Annotated in this window: 19 protein-coding genes; 11 read left to right on the top strand and 8 right to left on the bottom strand. The window is 52.1% G+C overall.

Going from position 1 to position 23,134, the window contains the following annotated elements:
- Window positions 1-142: 142 nt before the first annotated feature.
- From C0081_RS11080 to C0081_RS11060, 5 genes are all read left to right on the top strand, one after another.
- On the top strand, window positions 143-1,426 hold the full coding sequence (locus tag C0081_RS11080; protein ID WP_180966845.1) for an NHLP bacteriocin system secretion protein: 1,284 nt from the start codon (window positions 143-145) through the stop codon (window positions 1,424-1,426).
- Window positions 1,411-3,612, top strand: a complete 2,202-nt coding sequence (locus C0081_RS11075; protein ID WP_101533898.1) for a cysteine peptidase family C39 domain-containing protein — start codon at window positions 1,411-1,413, stop codon at window positions 3,610-3,612. Before C0081_RS11080 ends, C0081_RS11075 begins: the two co-directional genes overlap by 16 nt.
- Window positions 3,609-5,783 (top strand): peptidase domain-containing ABC transporter, encoded by a 2,175-nt coding sequence (locus C0081_RS11070; RefSeq protein WP_101533897.1) that lies wholly within the window; start codon window positions 3,609-3,611, stop codon window positions 5,781-5,783. Before C0081_RS11075 ends, C0081_RS11070 begins: the two co-directional genes overlap by 4 nt.
- A 144-nt stretch (window positions 5,784-5,927) precedes the next feature.
- Window positions 5,928-6,914 (top strand): hypothetical protein, encoded by a 987-nt coding sequence (locus C0081_RS11065; protein ID WP_101533896.1) that lies wholly within the window; start codon window positions 5,928-5,930, stop codon window positions 6,912-6,914.
- A 43-nt stretch (window positions 6,915-6,957) separates the two neighbouring features.
- Window positions 6,958-7,407: a hypothetical protein gene (locus tag C0081_RS11060; protein WP_101533895.1), complete on the top strand. Its 450-nt coding sequence runs from the start codon at window positions 6,958-6,960 to the stop codon at window positions 7,405-7,407.
- A 75-nt stretch (window positions 7,408-7,482) separates the two neighbouring features.
- Here the strand turns inward: C0081_RS11060 and C0081_RS11055 are convergent, their stop codons facing one another.
- A complete protein-coding gene (locus C0081_RS11055; RefSeq protein ID WP_101533894.1) occupies window positions 7,483-8,994 on the bottom strand; it encodes an FAD-binding oxidoreductase in 1,512 nt (503 codons plus the stop codon).
- Window positions 8,995-9,372: 378 nt separating this feature from the next.
- Complete coding sequence (locus tag C0081_RS11050; RefSeq protein ID WP_101533893.1) at window positions 9,373-10,569, bottom strand: MFS transporter; 1,197 nt, start codon at window positions 10,567-10,569, stop codon at window positions 9,373-9,375.
- A gap of 179 nt (window positions 10,570-10,748) precedes the next feature.
- Here C0081_RS11050 and C0081_RS11045 point away from each other — a divergent pair, with 179 nt between their 5' ends.
- Entirely contained in the window at window positions 10,749-11,621 is an 873-nt protein-coding gene (locus C0081_RS11045) for a LysR substrate-binding domain-containing protein (protein WP_101533892.1), read from the top strand.
- Window positions 11,622-11,687: 66 nt separating this feature from the next.
- On the opposite strand, the gene C0081_RS11040 is transcribed toward C0081_RS11045, so the two are convergent.
- Genes C0081_RS11040 through C0081_RS11020 form a run of 5 tightly spaced genes read right to left on the bottom strand, consistent with a single transcriptional unit; the run spans window position 11,688 to window position 17,009 of the window.
- Window positions 11,688-12,233 carry a histidine phosphatase family protein gene (locus C0081_RS11040; RefSeq protein WP_101533910.1) on the bottom strand — a complete coding sequence of 182 codons (546 nt, stop codon included), beginning with the start codon at window positions 12,231-12,233 and terminating at the stop codon, window positions 11,688-11,690.
- 2 nt (window positions 12,234-12,235) lie between these two features.
- The gene (locus C0081_RS11035) at window positions 12,236-13,306 is read right to left on the bottom strand and encodes an MBL fold metallo-hydrolase (protein ID WP_180966844.1); all 1,071 of its coding nucleotides are present in this window, start codon (window positions 13,304-13,306) and stop codon (window positions 12,236-12,238) included.
- Complete coding sequence (locus tag C0081_RS11030; protein WP_101533891.1) at window positions 13,307-14,350, bottom strand: ABC transporter ATP-binding protein; 1,044 nt, start codon at window positions 14,348-14,350, stop codon at window positions 13,307-13,309. It lies immediately after the preceding gene.
- Window positions 14,338-16,041, bottom strand: a complete 1,704-nt coding sequence (locus C0081_RS11025) for an ABC transporter permease (RefSeq protein WP_101533890.1) — start codon at window positions 16,039-16,041, stop codon at window positions 14,338-14,340. The genes C0081_RS11030 and C0081_RS11025 overlap by 13 nt, the downstream gene beginning before the upstream one ends.
- Window positions 16,041-17,009 (bottom strand): ABC transporter substrate-binding protein, encoded by a 969-nt coding sequence (locus C0081_RS11020; protein WP_101533889.1) that lies wholly within the window; start codon window positions 17,007-17,009, stop codon window positions 16,041-16,043. Before C0081_RS11020 ends, C0081_RS11025 begins: the two co-directional genes overlap by 1 nt.
- A 170-nt stretch (window positions 17,010-17,179) precedes the next feature.
- Here C0081_RS11020 and C0081_RS11015 point away from each other — a divergent pair, with 170 nt between their 5' ends.
- The gene (locus C0081_RS11015; protein WP_101533888.1) at window positions 17,180-17,974 is read left to right on the top strand and encodes a DeoR/GlpR family DNA-binding transcription regulator; all 795 of its coding nucleotides are present in this window, start codon (window positions 17,180-17,182) and stop codon (window positions 17,972-17,974) included.
- A 347-nt stretch (window positions 17,975-18,321) separates the two neighbouring features.
- On the opposite strand, the gene C0081_RS11010 is transcribed toward C0081_RS11015, so the two are convergent.
- Window positions 18,322-19,227 (bottom strand): LysR substrate-binding domain-containing protein, encoded by a 906-nt coding sequence (locus C0081_RS11010; RefSeq protein WP_101533887.1) that lies wholly within the window; start codon window positions 19,225-19,227, stop codon window positions 18,322-18,324.
- Between the two features lie 119 nt (window positions 19,228-19,346).
- On the opposite strand from C0081_RS11010, the gene C0081_RS11005 reads away from it, so the two are divergent.
- The 4 genes from C0081_RS11005 (at window position 19,347) to C0081_RS10990 (ending at window position 22,864) form a co-directional block, all read left to right on the top strand.
- Window positions 19,347-20,309, top strand: a complete 963-nt coding sequence (locus C0081_RS11005) for an ABC transporter substrate-binding protein (RefSeq protein WP_101533886.1) — start codon at window positions 19,347-19,349, stop codon at window positions 20,307-20,309.
- A gap of 126 nt (window positions 20,310-20,435) precedes the next feature.
- Complete coding sequence (locus C0081_RS11000) at window positions 20,436-21,185, top strand: ABC transporter permease (RefSeq protein WP_245417926.1); 750 nt, start codon at window positions 20,436-20,438, stop codon at window positions 21,183-21,185.
- Window positions 21,178-22,002, top strand: a complete 825-nt coding sequence (locus C0081_RS10995) for an ABC transporter ATP-binding protein (RefSeq protein WP_101533884.1) — start codon at window positions 21,178-21,180, stop codon at window positions 22,000-22,002. Before C0081_RS11000 ends, C0081_RS10995 begins: the two co-directional genes overlap by 8 nt.
- Complete coding sequence (locus C0081_RS10990; protein ID WP_101533883.1) at window positions 21,995-22,864, top strand: alpha/beta hydrolase; 870 nt, start codon at window positions 21,995-21,997, stop codon at window positions 22,862-22,864. Before C0081_RS10995 ends, C0081_RS10990 begins: the two co-directional genes overlap by 8 nt.
- The last annotated feature ends 270 nt before the right edge of the window (window positions 22,865-23,134 follow it).

The raw sequence follows: 23,134 nt of genomic DNA, 5'->3' as shown, positions 1-23,134 counted from the left end.
ATCCTCGCAATCTGTCAGGTTCGATTTTAAAGGCCAAGTAACCATACGAGCAATCTGATTGCCAACGGGGCTTTCGGTTAACTCATTCTTCAAGCGATGCGGTAAAAATACGCATATTGTTTAGGGGATGGGTAACCGGTTTATGGCAAAAAATCTTTTTCGAAAACAGGCAATTGAAGCCGCTGGCCGGGTTGATGATATCCAGCGCACCATGCGGGTCACGCGCTCTGCCACCCGTATGTCGACTGCTGCCGTTGCCATTACTATTTGCGCTGTCGTGGTCTGGTCGGCAATGGTCGATGTGCCAATTCATGTCGAGGGAAATGGGCTGATGGTGCAAAGCGGTGGCATCTTGATCACCTCTGCCCCTGCTGTCTCCGCTGGCTATGTGGCCTATATCGATGCCCAATCCGGTGATTCCGTCAAAGCCGGTCAAGTGCTTGCCAGGCTCGATCTGACCGATCAACAAACAAACCTTTCCAAAGTCGAGCGCGATCTGTCGCTTCTCAAACAAAATATCGAGTTGAAAGAAGAGCTTATTAAGGCGGATACAGACGCTAAACTTGCGAATACGCAAAAGCGTGCGGACGCCTTGCAAGAAAGGCTCGGCTCACTCACGGCGAAACGGGACTGGCTGCGTGAGCGTCAGAATAAAATGATAGGCTTGCAGACAAAGGGTGTGGTCTCGCTTGAGGCGGCCTCCAATGCACGCCTTGCTGCAGATGCCTCAGAGGATGCCTTGACCAGCGCGCGTGCAGAACAGATAGGATTGAAGGCGGACGCCGAACGAATTCGCTCTGCATTGGAACAACAAAAACTGGAAGACAAGCTCGCCCTCGCCAAGCTTCAGGCAGAATATGACGCCGCCAAACAAACGTTGGATAATGATTCAAAAGTCGTCGCCTCTGTTGCAGGACGGATAATCCGCGTCAACGCCAGATCCGGTGTTTTGGTGGCGGCCGGCGAGCCCCTGTTTGAAATCATGCCTCAGTCCGATGGACCACTCAAAGCCATGGTCTATGTGCCTCTAAGTGAGGGTAAAAGGCTGCGCCGCCACGACAAGGCGCTGCTGACACCGGCCAATATGCCTCTCGATATGCATGCCCAACTGCGGGGGGAGGTGCTGGATATTTCGTCTGTGCCGGTCACGGCCGAAAGCCTAAAACAATCCATTGGTGATGACACTCTGGCAGACCATATTGCCGCGCAAGGCCCGATGTTCGAAGTGAGTATCGCACTGGATGAAGACAATAAGCACAAGGGCGGCTATCAATGGACTTCTGATCTTGCCGAAACCATTTCTTTGTCCGCAGGTACGCCGCTAAGTGCACGGGTTACGGTTGAGAAAACGCCGCTTTTGGCTCTGGCTTTACCAGCGGTGAAGCGCTTTTTCGGTGAGAGCCCCAACAAATGGTCAGGTCGCTGATGGTTGCATTTGGCACATCCAAAGCGCGGGTTGTTTTGCAGATGGAGGCCGCTGAATGCGGTGCCTCCTGCTTGGCCATGGTACTGAGTGCCTATGGTCGTGAAATCACTCTTGAAGAAGCCAGAGAGCGCTGCGGTACGTCTCGTGACGGGGTGGACATCGGCTCCATCGCCAAAGCAGCCTCCTCTTATGATATGGACGTCAAAGTGGTCCGCAGCGAACCACAAAGTTTGAGCACTGTGCCGCTGCCTGCAATCCTTCACTGGAATTTTGATCATTTTGTTGTGCTAGAAAAAGTGATCGGCGACAAGGTGGTCCTCCTTGATCCCGCTGTTGGGCGTCGAGTGGTTTCCGCTGACGAATTGAACCGCAGCATGACTGGTCTTGTATTGGCTGTCGTGCCTGGTGAGGCCTTCAAAAAGGGTGGAGACCGTCCTAAAATTTTATCGGCGCTGGTTCAGCGAACGATCGGTTCTTTGGATGGAATGGCCGTTGTCTTTGCCACCGGCATATTGGGCATCGTGCCTGGTCTGGTGTTGTCTGGCGGGGTGCAGACCTTTGCCGACTATGTGGTCGGTCAACAGCGCAGTGATTGGTTGCTTTTCATCCTGTTGGCCATAGCGGCCACCGTTGCGACGCAAGCGGTGTTGGCAATCTTGCGCGAATGGACCGTAGCTGCGTTAAAATCCAAAATCGGTATTTCCGTCGCCGCCCGTGCCTTTGAACACGCCTTGTTTCTGCCCTTGTCTTTTTTCTCTCAGCGTAATCCCGGTGAAATTGTCTCCCGTCTTCGGATAGGATCTGAAATCGGCGGAACCATTGCCGGACCGTTGGCGCAGGTTTTGCCGAATATAATCATCACAGCCGGATATTTGGCAGTGATTTTTCTTTATGACTGGCTGCTCGGTGGCTTGGTTGCCGGTATTGCAGTGGCCAATTTGCTTTTGTTGGTCTGGTTGTCCAAGCGTCTCGCAGATGCCAATCGCTATCAGAATGTGCTCGAAGGGCGGGCCAGTGGTATTGCCACCGCAGGCTTCATGGCCTTTGATTCCTTCCGCCTGATGGGGCGCGAGGACCTGTTTGCCTCCAAATGGATTTGCGCAGAAGAGGCTGCTCTCGATGCCGAGCAACGCCTCGGAATTTTGCGCAATTTGGCAACTCTGGGACCGTCGGTGACCACCGTGTTGATTTCCATCTGCGTGTTGAGTGTCGGTTCACTGAGAGTTATTGAAGGCCAGTTGGATCTCAGTAGCCTTTTGGCCCTTCAGGTTCTAGCCGGTCTCGTTGCGGCTCCCATCGCCGCCATCGCCTCTGATTATTGCGCCTTGCAGGAAGCGGCTGGCTCGTTGATGCGGTTGGACGATTTGATGCACCATCCACGCGACCCAATGATGAAACCGCAAGATGCCCCCCTGAATACTGAACCTTCAGAACAGCAAAGCACCACACCGGAGATGGCTGGCATTTTGCAGCTGGAGGATATGTCGTTTGGATATTCAAACTTGCCCGATCTGTTCACCAATGTATCCATGACATTCGAACCGGGCAGCCTGACCGGCGTGGTCGGCCCTTCCGGTGCCGGCAAATCGACCTTTGCCCGCATTTGCGCAGGAATGTTGAAGGCAAAGTCTGGCCGTGTGCGGTTTGAAGGACAACCCCTTGACCAATGGTCTCAAGACCAGTTGCGGCAAAAGCTGCTTTATGTGCCTCAGGCCGGTGCGGTCTTTTCTGCCTCCGTGCGTGACAATCTCACCATGTGGGACACCCGCATCGAGGATGCGCGTTTGGAAGATGCTCTGGATGTTGTGGGTCTGTCTGAAACCATCCATTTCGTCGGTGGTCTGGATCGCATGATTTCCAGTCAACAACCCTGTTTTAGCGGCGGAGAAATCCAACGCCTTGCTTTGGCCCGTGCGTTGGTGCGCAAGCCCGCTGTCTTAGTCTTGGATGAGGTAACCAGCGCGCTGGACGCCTTGACCGAAAAACGTGTTTTGGAGGCCCTGCGGGAGACCGGAGCTGCGGTTTTGATCGTGACCCACCGAATTGGGACATCCAACCGCTGTGACCGGCAGCTGCATCTGGATGGTCAGGGGCACATCACCATCAAGACCCGGCAAGAAGCTGCGGCTCTGATGGAGACCAAGGACGCGCTCTCAACGCCGGCAAACCAGAGGGATGTGGCATGACCGAGATGACGAGGACAAACGAGTTCGACACGTCAGCCGACCGGATCAATCGCTTTCTCGTTTGGCAAACGCCAGAATTATCCTCGCCGACCGATCCCTTGATTGATGCTCTGAAAGCTGCAGCCAAAACGTATGATGCCAAGGTGTCGCCCGATGCAAAACGGTTCGCTGATGAAAGCCAGAGCGCATCCCTGACGCGATTGGCTCGAGGGGCTGGCATGCATGTTCGCCCTGTGCGTCTCAAGGAACAACGCATCGGAGAAGCGCCCGTGCCCTTGTTGGCCTTCCGAAAATCTGACAGCGGCCCTGATGATCCGGTATTGCTGCATCGCAACGGGAAAGACTGGTTTGTCGCTGAGGCCGCAGGTGAATGGAAGCGAAAAAAATGTGCCACATTTGAACTGCAGGCCTTTGATGACACTGCCTATATGATCCTGCCCAATTTGCCAGAGGGGAAAATATCGGGCAAACAACTTCTCATGTTTGGCCTGAAGCGCTCCCGCAGAGAGATCATGGCCTTCATGGGCCTGACCTTAATTTCCGGTGCCGCTATTGCGCTCATTCCTGTAGTGAGCAGTCCTTTGCTAGACTATATTGTCCCTGAGGGCAATGTCGGTCTGTTGGTCAATGTTGCCCTGTTCTTCGGGCTTGTTTTGGGCGTCAATATATTGACACGTTTCGCTGCTGGCATCGCGCAACTGCGCATGAACGGCCACATTGGTTTTGAACTGCGTGCCGCCGCTATAGACAGGGCCATCCGCGTGACTGACAAGACCGCACTGGCGGGGCAGCCCATGCCCTCTGCGCCCGTAGCCGCCCTTTCGACCCGATCAATGGAACATTGGCATCGCGGTGTTTGGAGTATGGTGCTGTCGGTTCTGGCCAGCATTCTCATCGCTCTTCCTAGCCTTTTTGTTATTGCGACTGCATCGGCGATTGGCGCTGCCCTGATTGGTGTTATTCTTCTCATTATATTGGTTTTGGGCTATCTCATTTCCAAGCGCCGTATTCGCGTTTTGCTCAATGGTGTGGCCACGCCACAAAGCTGGATGACCAATGCGTATGAAGGGCTATCCATGCTCGACACCGTGCGCTCAACGGCAGCCGAGGGACGGCTTTTTTCCAAATGGACCGATGCATTCCTAGCCTTGCGCCATCGCTTTCTCAGCTCTGATCGTGTGGGGGTTGCTGCGTCTGCCATTGAAGGGTCTGTCGGGGGACTGTTGATACTGTCTGCAGTCATCGCGCTGGCTGTTGCTGGCGGTGTGTCTAATGGGTCTGCCCCTGTCGCGCTTGTGATTGCGGCGGGCAACGTCGCCGGAGCCATAGTGGCTCTACTGTCGGCTTTTTCCAAATCGTCCATGTTGGGCATCCAATATCGCATGATTGATAGCTTGCTCAAAGGAGAGGCGCAACCGGTCGGGACCTGTCTGGTACCGCCTGTTTTGTCTGGCGAAATCTCCTGCCAAAATTTATCGTGCCGCCATGGCAATGCATCCCGTTTGGCCATCGACAATGTCAGCTTTGATGTTGCCGCAGGCGACCATATTGGCATCACCGGACCATCCGGTGCAGGAAAATCCACCTTGATCAAGGCGTTGCTCGGTCTCATCGAGTGCGAAGAGGGCGGGGTCCGGTTCGACGGTATGGACATGTCTGTGTTGGATGCTCAAGCCGTCCGCCAGCAAATTGGTATTGTTGGCCAAAGCGGTCAGTTGTTCCCTGGCACCTTGTTTGAGAATATCGCGGCAGGCGCGCCCATTTCCAACGAAGAAACCATTCTGGCGGCAAAAAAAGCCGGATTTGGTCGAGATATTGAGGCCTTGCCTTTGGGGTTAAATACACCCGTTGGCGAGACCGAATGTGGATTTTCCGGTGGTCAGGTCCAGCGCATATTGTTGGCGCGGGCCTTTGCCTGCAAACCTAAAATTCTGATTTTGGACGAGGCAACAAGCGCGCTCGACGCTGAGTTACAGGATCATGTTGACTGGGCCATCGACGAAATGAACGCCACTGTCATATCCATCGCTCACCGACTGGAAACTTTGCGGAATTGTGATCGTATTCTTGTTCTTGATGGTGGTCGATTGGTTGAACAAGGCTCTTACCACGAACTCGTTGAGAATGATGGACTGTTTGGGTCGTTGATCCGAGCAGAGGTCGCTGTATGAAGGTAGATCTTCTGCACGGATGCAGGGAATTATACTTGAATTAACCAGAAATTCTGAACGAGCAAAAAAAATTACACCATTAAATACGTATAAATATCTAAAAATTAGTCTCAAGAAAACCAATTCACCTACGGGGATTTCAGGATGAACCAACTTTCAAAAAGTAAATTTGATGCTCTTGAGGGAGCTGTCTCGGAAATAGACCTTATCGGCATTTCAGGTGGTAAACGGGATTTTGCGGACAGCGCCAACCAGTTGGCTGACCCGGATCTGGGTGTTCATGCTGGCGCGTCAGGTCATGTGGGCAACAGCACCGCTGGAGCTTCGGGTAGTGCCAGCGCTGGCGACGGCGTATCGGGTCACGCGGGCGATGGCAGCGTGTCTGGGGCTGTCGGTGCCGGAGCTTCTGCTTCAGGTGAGGCGCATGTTCATGCGGGCCCTGCCGATGCCAGTGCGAGCGGTGAAGTCCATGCGTCTGCCGGTGTTTCTGGCGGTGCCCATTCCAATGCATCGGACACTGGTGCATCGGCATCAGCTGGCGCGGGCGTTGGTGCATCAGGTGGTGTCAATGCGTCGGTTGGGACGCATGGTGCCAGCGCATCAGGCAACGTTGGTGGCGGTGCGTCTGCCGGAGCAAACGCAGATGGCTCTGCCGATATCCAGCATGGCCACGGCTCTTATGGGGCAGGTGGCAGCGGTGAAGCGATGGCTGGTGCTGGTGCTGAAGGACATGCCGGTGGTGGCGGGTCTGTTCACGGTGTTGGTTCGGGTAGCGGGTCTGCCGGTGGTTCGGTCGGTGAAGTCGGCGTTGGTGGTGAAGCACACGCAGGCGTTTCTCATGGACATCTGAACTTCGGGCTGGGTGGTGATGTCGCTGCTGGCCTTGGCATTGATTTCGATTTTAACATCTCCATCAATATTGCTCCGTTTGAGCATGCTTTCAGTTTCTTGGGACATGAATTCGGTCACGAATTTGGTCATCTTGCGGCTGAAGTCGGTCATGAAGTCAGCCATGTCGCCCATGAAGTCGGGCATGCGGTAAGCCACGAGGCAAGTCATGTCGAACATACCGTCAGCCATGCTGCCCATAAAGTGGGCCATGCGATCAAGCATGTCTTCCACGGCTGGTAATCAAACGCATTTCATACGAAATTATTGGTAGGAGTTTAAGAGCATGTCGATGGATAACAAAGTTATTGAGGAAGTCAAAGACGCCATTATGGGCATGGCTACAGGCGCGGCCTCTCTGTCTGGCTGGTCGGCAGGACAAGCGGTATTGATCGGAGCAAAGGTTCAGGAAGCCACTACGGCGCGCGTTGCGCAGGGGCAGGAGCTCTCAAGTGCCCTTGATGCCTCTGTGCCGGAAGCTGAAATGGTTCTGATTATGGACGTCTTCTGCAAGGCACTGGACGAAACTCAAGATGCGATGGCTGCATTTGAACGGGTTGTTGCCATCAAGCGCAAGGCAACCGTAGGGGTTCCGGGGGTAGACCAGGCCGAAAAAGTTGCTGAAGTGGAATATCGTGACGCGATCAAAGCCGGGTTGGCTCCACAGGCGGCCGTGCTTAGCGCTTTCCTGTCAGCAGGCGCCATCATTCGGGCGATGCATGCGTCTACTCACTGAATAGCACGCCAAAAAATATATGTTAAAGGGCCGGTTTCCGGCCCTTTTCTATTGAACGCTGTTTGTTTCTGCGGATCAAGTCCGCCCTGGCGACAAAATGCCCGCAGGATCAAGCGCCGTTTTTAGACGGTCGCAGACCTCATTCCAGCTTTGGCAAGGACGCGGCAAATGTGCCAGATCCATCAGCCCTAACCGATAGAGCGAAAATCCCGATTGGTCGAGCTGCGCGGTGATTTGGCTGTGGGCCCGCATGGCTTCTTTCTCGGCTTCCGGTTCGTCGCGGTCCCATGCGAGCGAGACATAACAATGCAGCGCCCGTGAGGAGATGGCTTGCAGTCCAAGCGCTGCGAAGATCCGCTCGCTTTGGCTGGTATCTGCCAAAATACTGTTTACGGTGCGGATGGCTTCAGCATCGAAAGGCACAACAGGGCAGAGCCAGACAAAACCACAGCGATCAAGGTCCATATTGCCCGGAATGTCTGGGCGCACCTTTTTGCCCCAATAGCCACTCATAACGTTGCCACCATCCGCAAATCCGGTGAGGATGGTCTCCTGACGCTGCCCCTTTTCGTCGCGGTCACTTTGTACCGTGATCTCGTCTGCCACGCTGGACAGCTCGGATTCCACGATTTGTTGAGTGATCCGCATCAGGTCAGGGTGGGGGGAAAAGATGAGGGCTGACGCCCCCCATTGATTGGGCTTGCTCAGAAGCTCATTGGTTTGCGGTGCATAGCGCCCCACCAGCGAAGAAGCGCGCTTGGCACCGTCCCACAGCACCAGAGACTGGGGGGCGATCATGCCAGATGTGATCAATCGGCGGAGCACGGGCACGGCTTTATCCAGCGCCTCACCGGTACCGATGTCGGCCAGAATGGCGGCGGCATAGGGCAGGGTGGGTTGCAATTCGATGGTGGCCGACAGCACAATTCCGAAGTTGGATTGACTGAAGAGACCCTCAATCAGCGGGCCCGCTGGACGGGCATGAATGGACGCTGATTGCTCTGATCCGGATCGGGTATGGCCCGTGCGCAGGCGTTCTCCGGTGGTGAGGGCCACATCCAGATCCCACATCCGCCCGAAGCGATCCCCGTAAGCCCCGCTGCCTTCGCCCCGCTCCAGCGCATTGGCGAGCACGCTAGCGTCGGTCGGGCCACCAAAGGACGGCAGATGGAAGGCCAGTCCTTCATGCTTCAGTCGTGCCTGCAGGGTGGCGAATGTGACGCCGGGTTCGATCCGCACAGTACCAGACGTCATATCCAACGCCAGAATGCGATCAAGTCCGGAAAGATCGAGCACCAGCGCATCTTCAGTAGGCAGTCGGGAGCCTAAACCCCAATTCCGCCCCCTGGAAACGGGATAAACTGCCAGCTGAGCATTCGCGGCTAACTTCAACAGGGGGGCGATTATATCGGCATTTGCAGGCCTAAGGATAGCAAGAGGTTGCGCGGCCCAGGGAAAAGTCGCTATGCGCCATTCATCGCCGATTTCTTCTCCGCTCTGTATGCTCAGGCCATCCAAATTGTTTCGAGCAGAGGCAAGAAATTGACTTAAACGGCTGGATACGTCTGGATCGGACAGAGTGGTCATACAGGCGGCTCCTTTTTTGCAACAATAACGCAGAGCCTAGCAGTTGATCTGTCGGCGGGGCTAGAAGTCAATTCCTTGCATTGTGTTTTCTCGTCATTTTTTCAAAACTTGCACAAAAGAGGGCGAGATGGCAGTGCATCTGACTGGATGCATTCCCCGGCTCGATTAGGTCCCTTGTTTGCCCAAAAACTCTGCAGCCAGACAGCACCCCAAAAAAATACACGGCTCCAGACGGGGCGACGCCGACAGGCACAAGGGCCGTCAAAATCCAATTCGTGACAGCCCTTGGTTCCGATGATCTCCGGTTCGTGGACAAGAGGGCGCGTCAAATAGATGCCCTTTTCAAAGCCGGGGCCGATACAGAGGTTTTCTGCAAGATCAATCCTCTTTGGCCCAAGCAATGTCTGGCAGGAATAATGTTAGAAACCCTAAAAGCAGCAGCCCAGACATGTAGTTGAAGACTTGTTGCATTCCGACCAGATCAGCGGCCGCCCCCAATGCTGCGGCCCCCAAAGCGCCCACGCCGAAGGCAAAGCCAAAAACGAGACCTGCAACCATACCAACCTTTTGAGGCAGCAACTCTTGTGCATAGACAACGATTGCGGAGAAGGCCGAGGCCAAAATCAACCCAACGATAATACTCAGGGCAATTGTCCCCGCTAACGTCATGTGCGGCAATATCAGCGCAAAAGGCAAAGCCCCAAGTATTGAGCCCCAGATGACCTTCTTGCGGCCAATGCGATCTCCGATTGGCCCTCCCACAAAGGTACCGACCGCAATTGCACCCAAAAAGACAAACAACAGGGTCTGTGCTTCTTGAATCGCCAGCCCGAACTTTTCGATAAGGAAAAATGTATAGTAGCTTTTGAATGTTTCGATGTAGACGAACTTGCTCAAGAGCAGGGCACCGATGATGGCGAATGCAAAAATTAGGTGCTTTTTCGGCAGTTGCGGGAGTATCCGCGGGGACGCATCAGTGGAATTTATCATCCGCTGATGGTTCGTAAACCACTTTGCGACCCTTATGAGGATGATAACGCCAATCACGGCTAAAAGGCCGAACCAAACGGTGCTTATTTGCCCCAAGGGCAAAACGAACAAAGCTGCTGCAAGCGGGCCCAAGGCAGTGCCAGTGTTCCCCCCAACCTGAAAGCTGGACTGAGCAAATCCGAGCTTGCCACCAGAGGCCATGCGACAAACACGCGAAGCCTCTGGGTGAAACAAAGCAGAACCAATCCCTAGAATGGTTGCAGAAACAAGCAAAAGCATAAATGAATCAGCCATTGCCAGCATCACGATGCCGAAGGCAACGACCGTCATTGAAACGGCAAGCGAATAAGGCTTGGGCTTCAGATCACCATAAAGCCCCATGATGGGTTGCAATATACAGGCCGTGATCTGTTGCGCCAACGTGAGTAGGCCCAGCTGGAAATAATTGAGCGCATACTGTGATTTAAAAACCGGATAGAGCGCCGGTAGCAAAAACTGGATCAGGTCATTAATCAAGTGGGTACCGCTGACCGCCAAGATGACCGAATATGAAGTCGGTATGAGTATTTTTTTGTGTGTTGCCATGGTGCTGCTCGGTGTTGTTGCGGGCTCGTTCGATGCACAAATCCCTGTGTTCCAGATAGATTTGATCGCCGAATCATTGCCCGGTCATCATGAGGATTGAGCTGCATACTGTCTTATTCGCAAGGGACTGTCTTGCCAGAAAGAAATCTGCTATCCTGTAGAAAATCTACAGGATAAATATGCTAATTTCTCGCAGATCACTCCCCCCACTCAACGCTTTGCGCGCCTTCGAAGTGTCTGGGCGACAGTTGAATTTTCGCGCAGCTGCTGAAGAGCTTGGCGTCACACAAGGCGCGGTCGCTCAACAAGTACGCATGCTGGAAGCGCATCTTGGTATTTCATTGTTTCAGCGTGTGCCACGAGGTGTTGTACTCACACCTCAAGGTGCTGCCTATCTTTCAGAAGTGACCCGCGCTTTCGATACTTTGAGTAAGGCAACAGCACAGTTGCACAATCGTACCGACGCCCTGACGATCAGCGTCACGCCGACATTTGCGACGAAACTGTTGATTCCGCAGTTATCCATGCTCAAGTCAATGCTTCCCGAAGTGGAGTTGCGCACAGTTGCCACAGTGAAGGTCTCCGACTTTGATCGCGATCAGGTCGATATTGCGGTGCGCCAAACGCACCCGCCTTTTTCAGCCGCGATTGAGACCCATTTGCTGTTCCGGCAGGATCTTGTTCTTGTAGCCAGTCCACATTTGTTGAAGGGCTTGCCATTGCCGTTAACGCGAGAACAAATCAAAGAGCTGCCATTGCTTCACGATGCTGACAATCATTGGCCCAAATTTTTTGGCACAGTTGGGAGACTGCCTGGTGCAATATTCAACCAGACATCACTTGCACTCGATGCTGCCTTGGCCGGTCAAGGGGTTGCTATTGCATGTCGCGCCTTTGTAAAAGCAGATCTAGTTGCAAAACGACTGGTCAACGTTTCCGACGCAAATTTCGGAATAGAGTCTGATTTCTATCTCGTACGAAAGCGCTCCCCTTACCCCCGTGATACAGTGGACGCCGTCTGGGCATGGTGCATTGCCAGTTTTGCTGAATGATAAACCATGAATTGATCGCTCTACAGCTGGCATCATCACCGGCTTTTCGCAACAAATCATTCTACATCAAGGATGGAAAGATTCTTCGGCATGATGGTCGCCGGTCCAACGAAATAGGATTGGCTTGGCATTGGGAGCGCGAGACCCGACAGTTGGTTGGCCGGTCAAAATCCGAGCGGCACGCACCACACCGGAGTGGCATACCATAATCGGTATGGCACCGTCGGCAGCCGCACAGCAATAGACAAGAGCATTTCCAACACGGTCCAGAAAGTCCTGCCAAGCCTCACCAGCTTCTGGCTGGAGCTCTCGTGTTGGCAACTCGGCCAGGGGCCTGCCTTCAAATATTCCCCAATCCCTCTCCACCAAACCGGCTACCAACTCTGGATCTTTACCGGGGAAAGCCAGCAAACAGCTTTCCTTTGCGCGTTCTTTCGGCGAGCAGAAAAGAGACATGCTTTCGGGCCAGTCGGAGCGTTGCAGGGCCCGAGCTTGATCGCGTCCAAAATCAGTGAGCGCGACGTCCAGCCGACCGGCAATGATCCCATCCCGATTGGCCACTGTTTCTCCGTGGCGGATTAGGCAGAAGCTGTGATGTTTTAGAGTGTCCAAGATCAAAGCTTGATACTCCCGTGTAAAAAAACCTCTGCACCGAAACCATCTTCAGAAAGATATTCTTCGGGCTCATGGCAGAAAACCGGCGCAAACCGCTCGGCTCCGAGGCGTTTGATCATTGTTTTCTGGTCAGACAGCGGAGGATGTACGTTCCAACGACAAAAATTTCCGCCGCCCACTTTTTCGATGCCTCTGGCATGCGCTGTCATGTGGCCGGTGAAGATCACATGAGCATCCTGTCCCAATCGCCCGCTTTCGTGCCACGCGCGGACATAACCCCATGCCGCTCCACCATCAGCATTGGGCGTGTCACAAATGAGAAAGCGCGCTTCATCCATGTCGCCCCGCGTCAAAAGTGGTTCTATGGATTTGGCTTTCTCAGAAATTCCTTCGCACGAGACCGCTTCTGCAATAACAGCCCGACATTCAGGATCAAGAATGACGGAATCCACTCCATAGCGCTCAATGAGATGCACTGCGAGCTCGCCAGCACGACCGGAAGGTGGCACCGGCAGCAGGATTTTGCCTTCCAGCTTGTCGATCAAGCTGTCCAGCGTGGCTATACGTTGCGCTTGTGGAATATCATCAAGATGATATGAGCAATCAATAATGGCCGTTTTGGCTTTTGGAGGCGCGTCAAAGGAGAACCATTCAGATTCTTCGGACCAGTCTCCGGAGTAAAACAACCCATCGCCAAGTGCAAAATGGAACCAGACACCACCGAGAGCATGTCCGTTGCGCCCTGTCGTCAGGCGAACGCCTTCAATGTCACTGACACCTTGTTCTGGCAAAAGACGGATATCCGCAGCTGGGGGTAACGCCATCGCAGTACGTCGGGTGGTGTAAATGGGCAGCCCATTTTCGACAGTGTAGGGCGCTCCGCCAATGTGATCGATGTGATCATGCGTGATGAAAACCGCGTCTATTCCCTCAAGCCAAGCGGGATCAAAATGGGCGTTGGCCTCTGGTCCATGGCCACAATCAAGCAGCCAGCGTCGGTTCTCAGTGGTCAACAGCATGCAAGCGGGGCCCTTTTCCCCCAAACCGGATAAAATTTTAATTTCAGCCATCTATGCCTCCTTGAATGCCCATGGTTGCGCGATGGAAAGGCCCAGCTGGCTCTCTTCGGGATAACGATCTCGCGACAGAAGGGTAATGAGATGATTTTTGGTTGTTTCCAATAGCAAGCGATATTGGCCGCCCAGATAACTGGCGCGTAGCACCCGCGCGCGGATGTCACCGCTTTCCTCAATCTTGAGATTTTCCGGTCTTAGGCAGATGTGGTTCGGAGCTTCGACGTCGGTCTCAATAGAGAAATTGGTGCCAAGAGCGCTTGCTGTCACCGCATCGTTGTTCCGTGTCAGCCCTTCAATCGGAATAACACTTCCTTCGCCCACAAAACTGGCGACAAAGCTACTACGAGGGCGTTTGTATAGAGTTTCTGGTGTGTCAAACTGCACGATTTGACCACAAGACATGACGGCAATCCGGTCAGCCATAGCCATCGCTTCTGATTGATCATGGGTCACATAAACCATGGTAGATTTGTTCCGGCGATGGAATTGGGAGAACACCTCTTGCATCGAAGCGCGCAACGCCACGTCCAGATTGGCGAGTGGTTCATCCAGCAAAACCGCCTGCGGATCAAGCACCAAAGCGCGTGCCAAAGCCACCCTCTGGCGCTGACCACCGGATAGGTCTGATGGCATTCGCTTAGCATAGTCTGTCAATTCTGTGGCCTTGAGGGCCTCGTCAGTCTGGGCGCGGACCTGCTCCTTATCCAGATGACGGACCTCCAACGCAAAGGCAACATTGCGCCGCACATCCATATGGGGCCACAAGGCGTAGGACTGAAAAACAAAGCCAATATTTCGGTCTTCTGGTGATATAAAATGACCTGTGTTGGCATTGGCCACATCCTTGGAACCAATCTGGATCCTTCCTGTGGTTGGATGCTCAAACCCTGCTAATAGGCGCAGTATCGTTGACTTTCCGCACCCGGACGGGCCGAGCAGGGCAACAAATTCGCCATCATGAATGGTGGCGTTGATGGCATCAAGAGCAGGGATTGTGTCAAATGTTTTGCCAACCCCTTCCAGCGTTAGCTTTGCCATGGAACAACTCCTTTTGGTAAGTGACGGGATGTCAACTGCACCACGCCCATCAAGACGACCACGACCAGAATAATAGTCATCGCAAGAGCTGAAGCCATGACGGTCTCTCCGCTGTCATCAAGATTAAAAATAACGACACCAAGCGTCTCTGTGCCCGATGACCAAAGCAGGGCCGAGACAGTGAGTTCGTTGAAGGCCGTGAGGAATACGAGAATGGCTCCAGCCGCAGCCGCGGGCGCGGACAGGGGAACGATTATGTGCCGCAAGCGTTGATACAGGTTAGCTCCCACGGATTGGGCGGCTTCATTCATGGCCGGATCCAGCTGCCTGATGTTGGCCTGTATGGGGCGGAACATAATAGTCAGAAAACGGGCGAGATAAGCTATGAATATGATCCAGATCGTCCCGTAAAGCGACTTCTCCGTAAATGGAAGATTGATCAGCAGCAGGATCATGGCAATTGCCAGAACCACGCCGGGCAGCGCATAGGGCAGGTCAACCAGACTGTCAAACAAACGGCCCAAACGGGAGGGATTGCGCTCCATCAACCACGCCAAGGGCAGACAAATGACCATAAGTGTCAATGCCGCGCCAGCAGATAGTAGGAAGGAATTCATAAAGGCACGCGTGGTGGCTGGCTGGCGGAAAAGGGTTTCGTACCAACTCTCAATCGTGACAGTTTGAAAATTTAAGGGTAGCCCGAAAGCGGGTACAAGGGAGGTTGCCAGCAGACCGATCATAGGCAATACGAGAATGACCAAAACCACTGTCCAAAGGGCAATTTCAACTGGCAACCGCGCTTTCCCAAGAGGAATGGCAAGCGGGCGAGAGGTCGAGCCCACCAGAGGCACCTTGGTGCATTTTTGGAAAAAACGCTGAAGTAAAATTCCCGCCACGGCCACAAGGCCAATGAGAATAGCAAGTACGGCCACTTCGCCAAGCACAGATGTACCAAGACCGGAAAGTCGTTGATAGATCAGGGTTGGCAGCGTCGAATAACCCGCTGGAATACCCAGCATAGCGGGAATGCCGAAGTTACCCAAAGCGGTGACAAAAGTTATGGCGATGCCTGCAGCCAAGCTGGGCAGGCACAAAGGCATAATGATTTGCCACCAGACACGCGGACCTTTTGCACCTGTGATCCGCGCGGCTTCTACGACTTCTTGCGGAATGGTTCTTAAACCTGCACGCAGGGTAAGGAAAACGATTGATGTATGTTGAATGCCCAACAACACAATGATGCCACCAGCTGAATAGAGCGGCTGGGGCGATCCCAGCTTGGGTGCAATGCCCAACGTGTTGAGCAGCACTGAAGAAGGGCCCATAATCTGGGTCCATGACAGGGCTGTGATTTGTGGTGGAATCATCATCGGAATCATAAGGCAAAAAACCAAACTGGCCTTGGCACGCAGATCTGTTAGAGCCACCAGAAAGGCAAAGGATCCTCCGATTAGAGCGGCGATCAGCGTACCCATTCCAGCTGTTATGAGCGAATGCCAGAGCGCATTTTGTGTAGAAGTGCGCGCAAAAACTTGCTCCAATAACAGGAGGCTGAAGGTCCCATCCACCGACAAGCCATGGGCGAACAGCCGTATCACAGGCAACAAGGTGAGCGCGCCTGCGAGCAATAACACAAACGAAAGCAACCGGCCCTCGGACCGGTTGCTCCCTGCGTGACAGAAGTCAGGCATTATTTGTCACCAAACATTTCAGCAAACTTAGTTTTGTTTTCTTCAGCATTTTTGAGGGCTGCGTTTGGATCGAAAGCCATCAATTTGATATCTTTGCGAGCAGGAAAACCTGCTGGCACAGCCATATCACTTCTCGCTGGAATGTAGCCCATGTCGAGGACCAGTTCTTGACCCTCTTTAGAGAGTACAAAATCAACAAATTTTTGCGCGGTAGCCATATGTTTGGCATTTTTCAGGATTGCAACCGGCTCAGTCACGTAAGATACGCCCTCTTTGGGGAACACAAACTCAATAGGGGAGCCTTTGGCTTTGTTGCGGATGGCAAGGAAGTCAACCACAACACCGTAAGGTTTCTCGCCAGAAGCAACTGCTTTGAATGTGCCGCCATTACCACCTTTGGCGCGTGCCTCATTGGCAGCCAGAGCAGCATAATAGTCCCAGCCAAGACTTTCATCACCAGTCAAAGTGGCGAGATGAATCAAAGCTGCACCTGAATAGAGCGGGGATGGCATAGCGATCTGACCTTTAAAGGATGGATCAGCCAAATCAGCCCATGCTGTTGGGGCTTTCTCTGCGCCTGTGTTGTAGACGATGCCTGAGGTGATGAGTTTGGTGGAATAATAATATCCATCCGCACTGTAGAGCGCTTTGTCGTAGGCGACGGCTTCTTTAGAATGATAGGCAGTAAGAAGATCTTTCTGCGCCATGCTTTCCAAGGTGACGGTGTCCGCGATCAAAAGAACATCTGGCTGCGGGTTGCCCGCTTCGATCTCGGCATAAAGGCGAGCCATCAATTTGGTGGTACCATCTCGCACCCAATTGACTTTGATGTCTGGATTGGCAGCCATAAATGCATCAACGGTCTTTTGCGCGTCCGCATTTGGCTGTGAGGTATATAGGGTCAAATCATCTGCAAAGGATGTTGTAGCAATCAGGCTCAACGCAGCAGCGGTCAGCAAGGTTTTCATAGAAAAGACTCCGCCTAAATTGGCTTTCGTTCGAAAGTGAAATTACAAGATGGAATTTCGCACGAAAGATTAAAACTTTTGTGACAGTCGGCCTAAAACTTGAAACTGAATGAAAAGTAAGAGATAAATTGCTCGTACAATGGATATTCAGCTGTTTCTAAGGAAAGAGAATGAGGCGTGCAGATCTAAATAGAAGACGGGATCAGATCATTGCTTTGCTCTCGTCGAACGGAGAACTGACCGCAACGGATCTTGCCAAAAGGCTGGATGTATCGGTTCAGACAATTCGAACGGACTTGCGTGATCTTGACGAAGCGTTCCTTGTGCAGAGACGCAATGGCATTGTCCGCATGCGGCAGCAACCGGAGAATATTGGCTATTCGCCTCGTATGAGCATCTCGCGGATGGAGAAGCTCAATATTGCGCTTGCCGTCAGAAATCTCATTCCGGATGGGGCACGAGTTGCGTTGGGCACCGGAACTACGGTGGAGCAATGCGCAAATTTTCTTGCATCCAAAGAAAAACTATTTGTTGCGACCAACAATATCCATGCCGTGATGGCGTTTCAGCAGGCTTCTGAGGCTGTTGTGGTGATTGCAGGCGGTACTGTGCGCCTGAGGGATCTGGACATGATCGGGTCTGCAAGTTCTGATTTCTTCGCCAACTATCGTGTTGATGTGGCCGTGTTCAGTTGCGGTGGTGTATCCGATAGCGGTGAAGTGCTGGATTATAATATGGATGAAATAGCGGCCCGCAAAGCCATAGTCAGCTGCGCCAAAGAAACGATTCTCGTCTTTGATAGCGAAAAGCATGGCAAGGACTTGCCCTGTCGCATGCACAATCTGTGGGACTATAACAAGATCGTCACATTGGCGGAACTGGATGCCTCTGTGCAAGAACAATGTGCGGCGCATGGCTGCGAAATTGTAAAGGTTCCCAAGGCTGAAGTGGTCCAGAAAATCTAAACAGCCCGCCAAGATGTTTCGCAAGCGAACGTCAGGATGTAGAAACAAATACAAGGATCAGTTTTTCAGACAAGTTTAAAAGGGAGCGTGAACTTCAAATCGAGACCGGTCGCATGCTGAATGATCTATGGCGGAAATCGAAGTCGGGAATAGGAGCTTTCGCCTCAATTCCGTATGCGATCTCTCAGATAAACAGTCACCGCTTACAGGAATAATGCCATTTGGGGTGCAGATTGTCTTGCTTTCACTTGCGCGCATTGCCCTGTCGCGCAGCTTCACCTGCTAACAGGTTTTCTCTGATCTTCTCGGATTGCGCACCGCTTTTCCGGTCTCACGGTCCAAAAACTCTAAAATGAGCCACTACCGGCCTGTGTTTTGTCGATTTTGATCAGCGATCCAGAGCTTGCAAAATGGACGCGTATGACGTCCGCTAAAGCCTCGGCAGCGGGGTTTGATCGAGCGCTCGCTTGGTAAAGAACCAGTTGCACACTCGATAGTGTTGGGAAACTGTCTGCTTTTCCAAGAACGCGCATTCCCGGTACGACAGCACTTTTGGCGATTACGGTTACCAGACTTCCGCTCATAACGGCTGCCTGTAACCCAGCCATGCCTTCACTAACCAACTGGATTTTCCATTTCCGGCCAATCGCTTGCAACGCATCAAGTGCTATATCGCGAAAGACATTGCCAATAGGCAGCATGGCAAGCGGAACAGTCTCCACATTAAGCGATGATGTCATCTCTGATGTGACCCAAACCAAAGGCTCATCCGCGACGACCTGACCATTGGGAAAGGCCCGCATGCCGGTGACCAACGCCAGGTCAATTTCATTCTGGGTGACTTGCGCAACCAATGGGCTTGAAAGGCGGCTTTGTAGAATGATCTCAACATTCGGATAAGCCGTAAAAAAGCTGGATAAGATCTGGGGAAGCAATGCTGCTGCGTATAAGTCGGGCACCCCTAGAATGACCTGTCCATCCAGTTTGGGGGCAGAGAGGCGGACATGCACTTCGTTTTGCAATTGCAAGATGGTGCGGGCATATCCCAGAAGCAACTCGCCTTCAGATGTCAAAACAAATCGACGGCCAATTGTCGAAAATAACTTGGTTCCGACAGAGCTCTCGAGGCGCTGTATTTGCAGCGTTACAGCGGGCTGGGTGCGCCCAACCTTGCGTGCGGTTTCCGATACGCTACCTGTTTCCACCAAAAGGACAAAAGCCTGCAGAAGTTTTGGATCAAGTGATTTCATCATATTTGTATTAAATATATTTATGAAAGAGATTTAAAGAATAAATTTTCTTTTGTGCGAAACCCGCGTTAGGCTTTAGTAGTAACCAGTAGACTTCCCGCAGAAATTTGGAGACCCTCACAATGTCAACCACTCGTCGCCTCTTCCTCGGCCTTAGCGTTGCAGCCCTAACCGTTAGTGCCGCTCCCTTGCTGTCTTCGACCGCTTTAGCGCAAGACAAAGTAATAAAAGTGGGCACCTTGAAGCTTATCCACGGCATTACCCCGTATTTTTATCAAAAATTCGCACCAGAAGGTGTGACGTTTGAGGTCTTTCCATTTGAAAGCCCAACGGACGGCAAAAATGCTGTTGTAACAGGCACGGTTGATTTCGCCATCTATGGTTTGGCAGCCGCTACTCTGGGCGCCGCCGCTGGTGAACCGGTTGTTGTTGTTGGCGCTGCATGTAACCGCGGTATGGCCGTTGTTTCCGGTATCGATTCTACCATTGACACAATCAAGGATCTGGCTGGCAAAAAGGTCGGCATTTGGCCCGGCTCGACGCAAGAAGTTGTCATTCTGGACCGGCTTGCGGCCGAAGGCATGACAATCAAAGACATTCAGCCCATTCGAGTCTCCTTCAGTGATATGGCGTCTGCTTTGGAACGCGGTGATTTGGATGCCTATGTCGGCGCGGAACCAGGGCCGGGCATCAGCTTGGCCAAAGGGGTCGGCAAAATTGTTGAATATCCTTATTCCACGCCCACCGGATCTCTCAATATGGTTCTGACAACGCGACAAGAGAATCTGGACGAGAACCAAGAGTTGCTCGAAATGATGCTGAAGGTTCACAGCCAAGCGACAGAATATGCGATGGCAAACCGTGATGAATTTGTCAGTGTTGCAATGCAAAAACTTGGCCAGACAAAACCCTCTATCGAAAAAGCGGCCCCCAATGTCGAGTTGACGTGGAAAATCGACGATAAGTTCATTGAACAGGCAAAATATTACGGCAGCCAGATGCTGGATAAAAAGCAAATCCGTGACTTGCCTGATTATGCCACCTTTATTCAGCCTTCGGTCGTTCAGGCGATTGAAGCGGAATAACACTTTCTCAGTCCCCCGTAAAACCTGCATGTTGCAAACCCACTTGTTTGCAACATGCCAAAGACAACGGAATATGCTGTGTCTATTAATGTCGAAAGTCGTTTCTGGAAGGTGGTCCTTGGTGCCATTTTCCCAGTTATTTTAATTCTGTCGTGGCATTTTGCTGTTGTCCTAACTGGAAGCCGTCTCATTCCTGAACCCTATGAAGTTGCGGTCATGATGTGGGATTTTGCATTTGGCGGCATTTATGACGATGCGTTCAGCGCCTCTCTTCCTGTCCATTTCTGGGTGTCTGTCCAGCGTGTCTACGGTGGATTTTTATTGGCGGTGGTGACGGCCGTGCCTTTGGGATTGATGATCGGGCGGTTTGCCGTTTTGCGCGCCATGCTTGACCCGACGCTGTCTCTGCTGCGCCCCGTTCCGGTTACGGCTTGGCTGCCTCTTTCCATGATTTTTTTCGGCCTGGGGCCGAAGTCCGCAATTTTCCTTGTTTTTCTCGGCGCGTTCTATCCGATCCTTCTCAATACAATTTTCGGGGTAAAATCAGTCGACGAAAAACTTTTTGAAGCAGCTGCGATGTTGGGCTGTAAAGGTTCTCAGCTATTCCAAGCAGTCGTTATTCCGGCTGCAATCCCGCAAATCTTTAATGGTCTTCGCCTTGGTTTGGGCTTCGCTTGGATATTGATTGTTGTGGGCGAGATGACTGGCGTTCCTGAAGGACTGGGTGCTGTGATTATGGATGGAAGAACCCTATCGCGAACCGATCTTGTGATTACTGGCATGATCGTGATCGGCATAACCGGTTTTCTCTCCGATCGCCTAATTGTCCTGCTCAACAATCGCCTGCTGCAATGGAGCCCGCAACACCATGCATAATTTCCCCTCTTCCTCAAAGTCTTCGACAGGTCTTCCTATTCTCTCAATTGACAGTTTGGAAAAGACTTTTCCTTCTGCCGATGGCGACATTCACGCGCTTCACAACATAAATCTTGAGGTTCGCAAGGGAGAGTTTGTTTGTCTTCTCGGTGCATCAGGGTGTGGCAAATCTACATTGCTACGCGTTATTGGTGGGTTCGATTCACCAAGCGAAGGATCCGCAAAAATATATGGCAAAAAAATAGATGGTCCTGGCCCGGACAGGGGTGTTGTTTTTCAGGACTACGCGCTCTTTCCCTGGTTAACGGTCCAAGAGAATATTGCCTTTGGTCCCAAACACCGTGGTTTGCCGAAATCTGAGATCAAGGATATATCCCAGAAATATATGGAGATGGTCGGCCTTACGAAGTTTGCAACAAAATACCCCAACACACTTTCCGGCGGCATGAAACAACGCGTGGCTATCGCCCGGGTGTTGGCCAATGACGCTGAAATATTGCTGATGGATGAGCCGTTTGCCGCGCTTGATGCACTGACGCGCGCCAAGTTACAAGAAGAGTTATTGGACATCTGGGAGCGGACCAGCCTGACGGTTATCTTCGTGACCCATTCAGTTGAAGAGGCCGTTGTTCTATCGGACAGAATTGTCGTTATGGGAGCCGGCCCAGGACATATTGAATCCGATATCTCCATCACATTACCACGTCCGCGTGATCCTTCATCCGTTGAGTTCAATGATCTCCGCCGCGATGTCAGTAACCAACTGAGGAAGAATATTATTCAAGCTGCCAGCGTGAAAGAATCCGCCGATGTCTAAAGATAATTCTAAAAGCGAGCCGGAGCTGAACGCCGGTCATCATGTTTATCGTGGCATGACAAAGTCGGAATTGGACGTGGCTTACAACAATACAGAAGCTGTCGTCGATAGTTCTGAGCATATGGAAAACTGGATCGCACAAAGTGCGGTCATCCGAAGCGGCGACAACGCTGTTCTCGATGTACCCTATGGTGCTAAACCGAAAAACAAGTTGGACTTTTTCAAATCAGCATCACCGGACTGTGGTTTATTCATCTTTATTCATGGTGGATATTGGCAACGCAACAACAAAGATATGTTTGCGTTTGTGGCTGAAGGTTTATGCGCTGAACAAATAAACGTCGCCACGATAGGCTATACGCTTGCACCAGACGCATCGCTAACCGATATCGCCTCCGAGATTGAAAGCGCCATTGATTATCTGGCGGACAATGCAACTCAGCTAGGATTCGATCAGGAGAAAATCTATATTGGCGGCTGGTCAGCAGGTGGACATCTATCGGCATTATTGGCCCAGCATCCTGCGGTCAAGGGTTTCATATCCATAAGCGGAATCTTTGACTTAGAGCCCATATCGAAATGCTACCTGAACGAAAAATTAGATCTGTCGCACGAGGAAATCGAGGTTTTAAGCCCAGCGAACCATGCCTTACTGGCGACCAAGACGGTCACCTTGTTCGCAGGCGAGCTGGAATTGCCAGAGTTGAAACGGCAGACCAATGATTATGCCAAAACAGTCTCCCAATCACACAAGGATCTTTTGCATACGATAATTGAGGGCAAAAACCACTATTCAATTCTTGAGGAAATTTGGCAGAAAAACGGTGTCATTGCCCGCCGAATAGTGGATCTTATGAAGTGATCCTGTGTGGTCCGACTAAAGTAACTAGACCCGCAATATACACCGGTTCCTTCAACCAACAGGCAAGTGAGAAACCTCTATACCCTTACCCTTGTTGCCACCAAAGTCATGGCTATTGAAAAGCCCTATTTCTTTCAATGTAGCTCAAAAGGGCGAGACCTTATCGGTGACAGTGGTATATTGTAAAAAGTTGTTTTTCGACAAAATGCAACCTGAAGTATCGAAAATCACCGGATTGCCGTTATCTTTCGTATATTTATGCGAATGGTT

It is taken from the genome of Cohaesibacter celericrescens (assembly GCF_002866925.1).
GTDB lineage: Bacteria > Pseudomonadota > Alphaproteobacteria > Rhizobiales > Cohaesibacteraceae > Cohaesibacter > Cohaesibacter celericrescens.
This window is presented reverse-complemented; position numbering and strand designations above follow the sequence as displayed.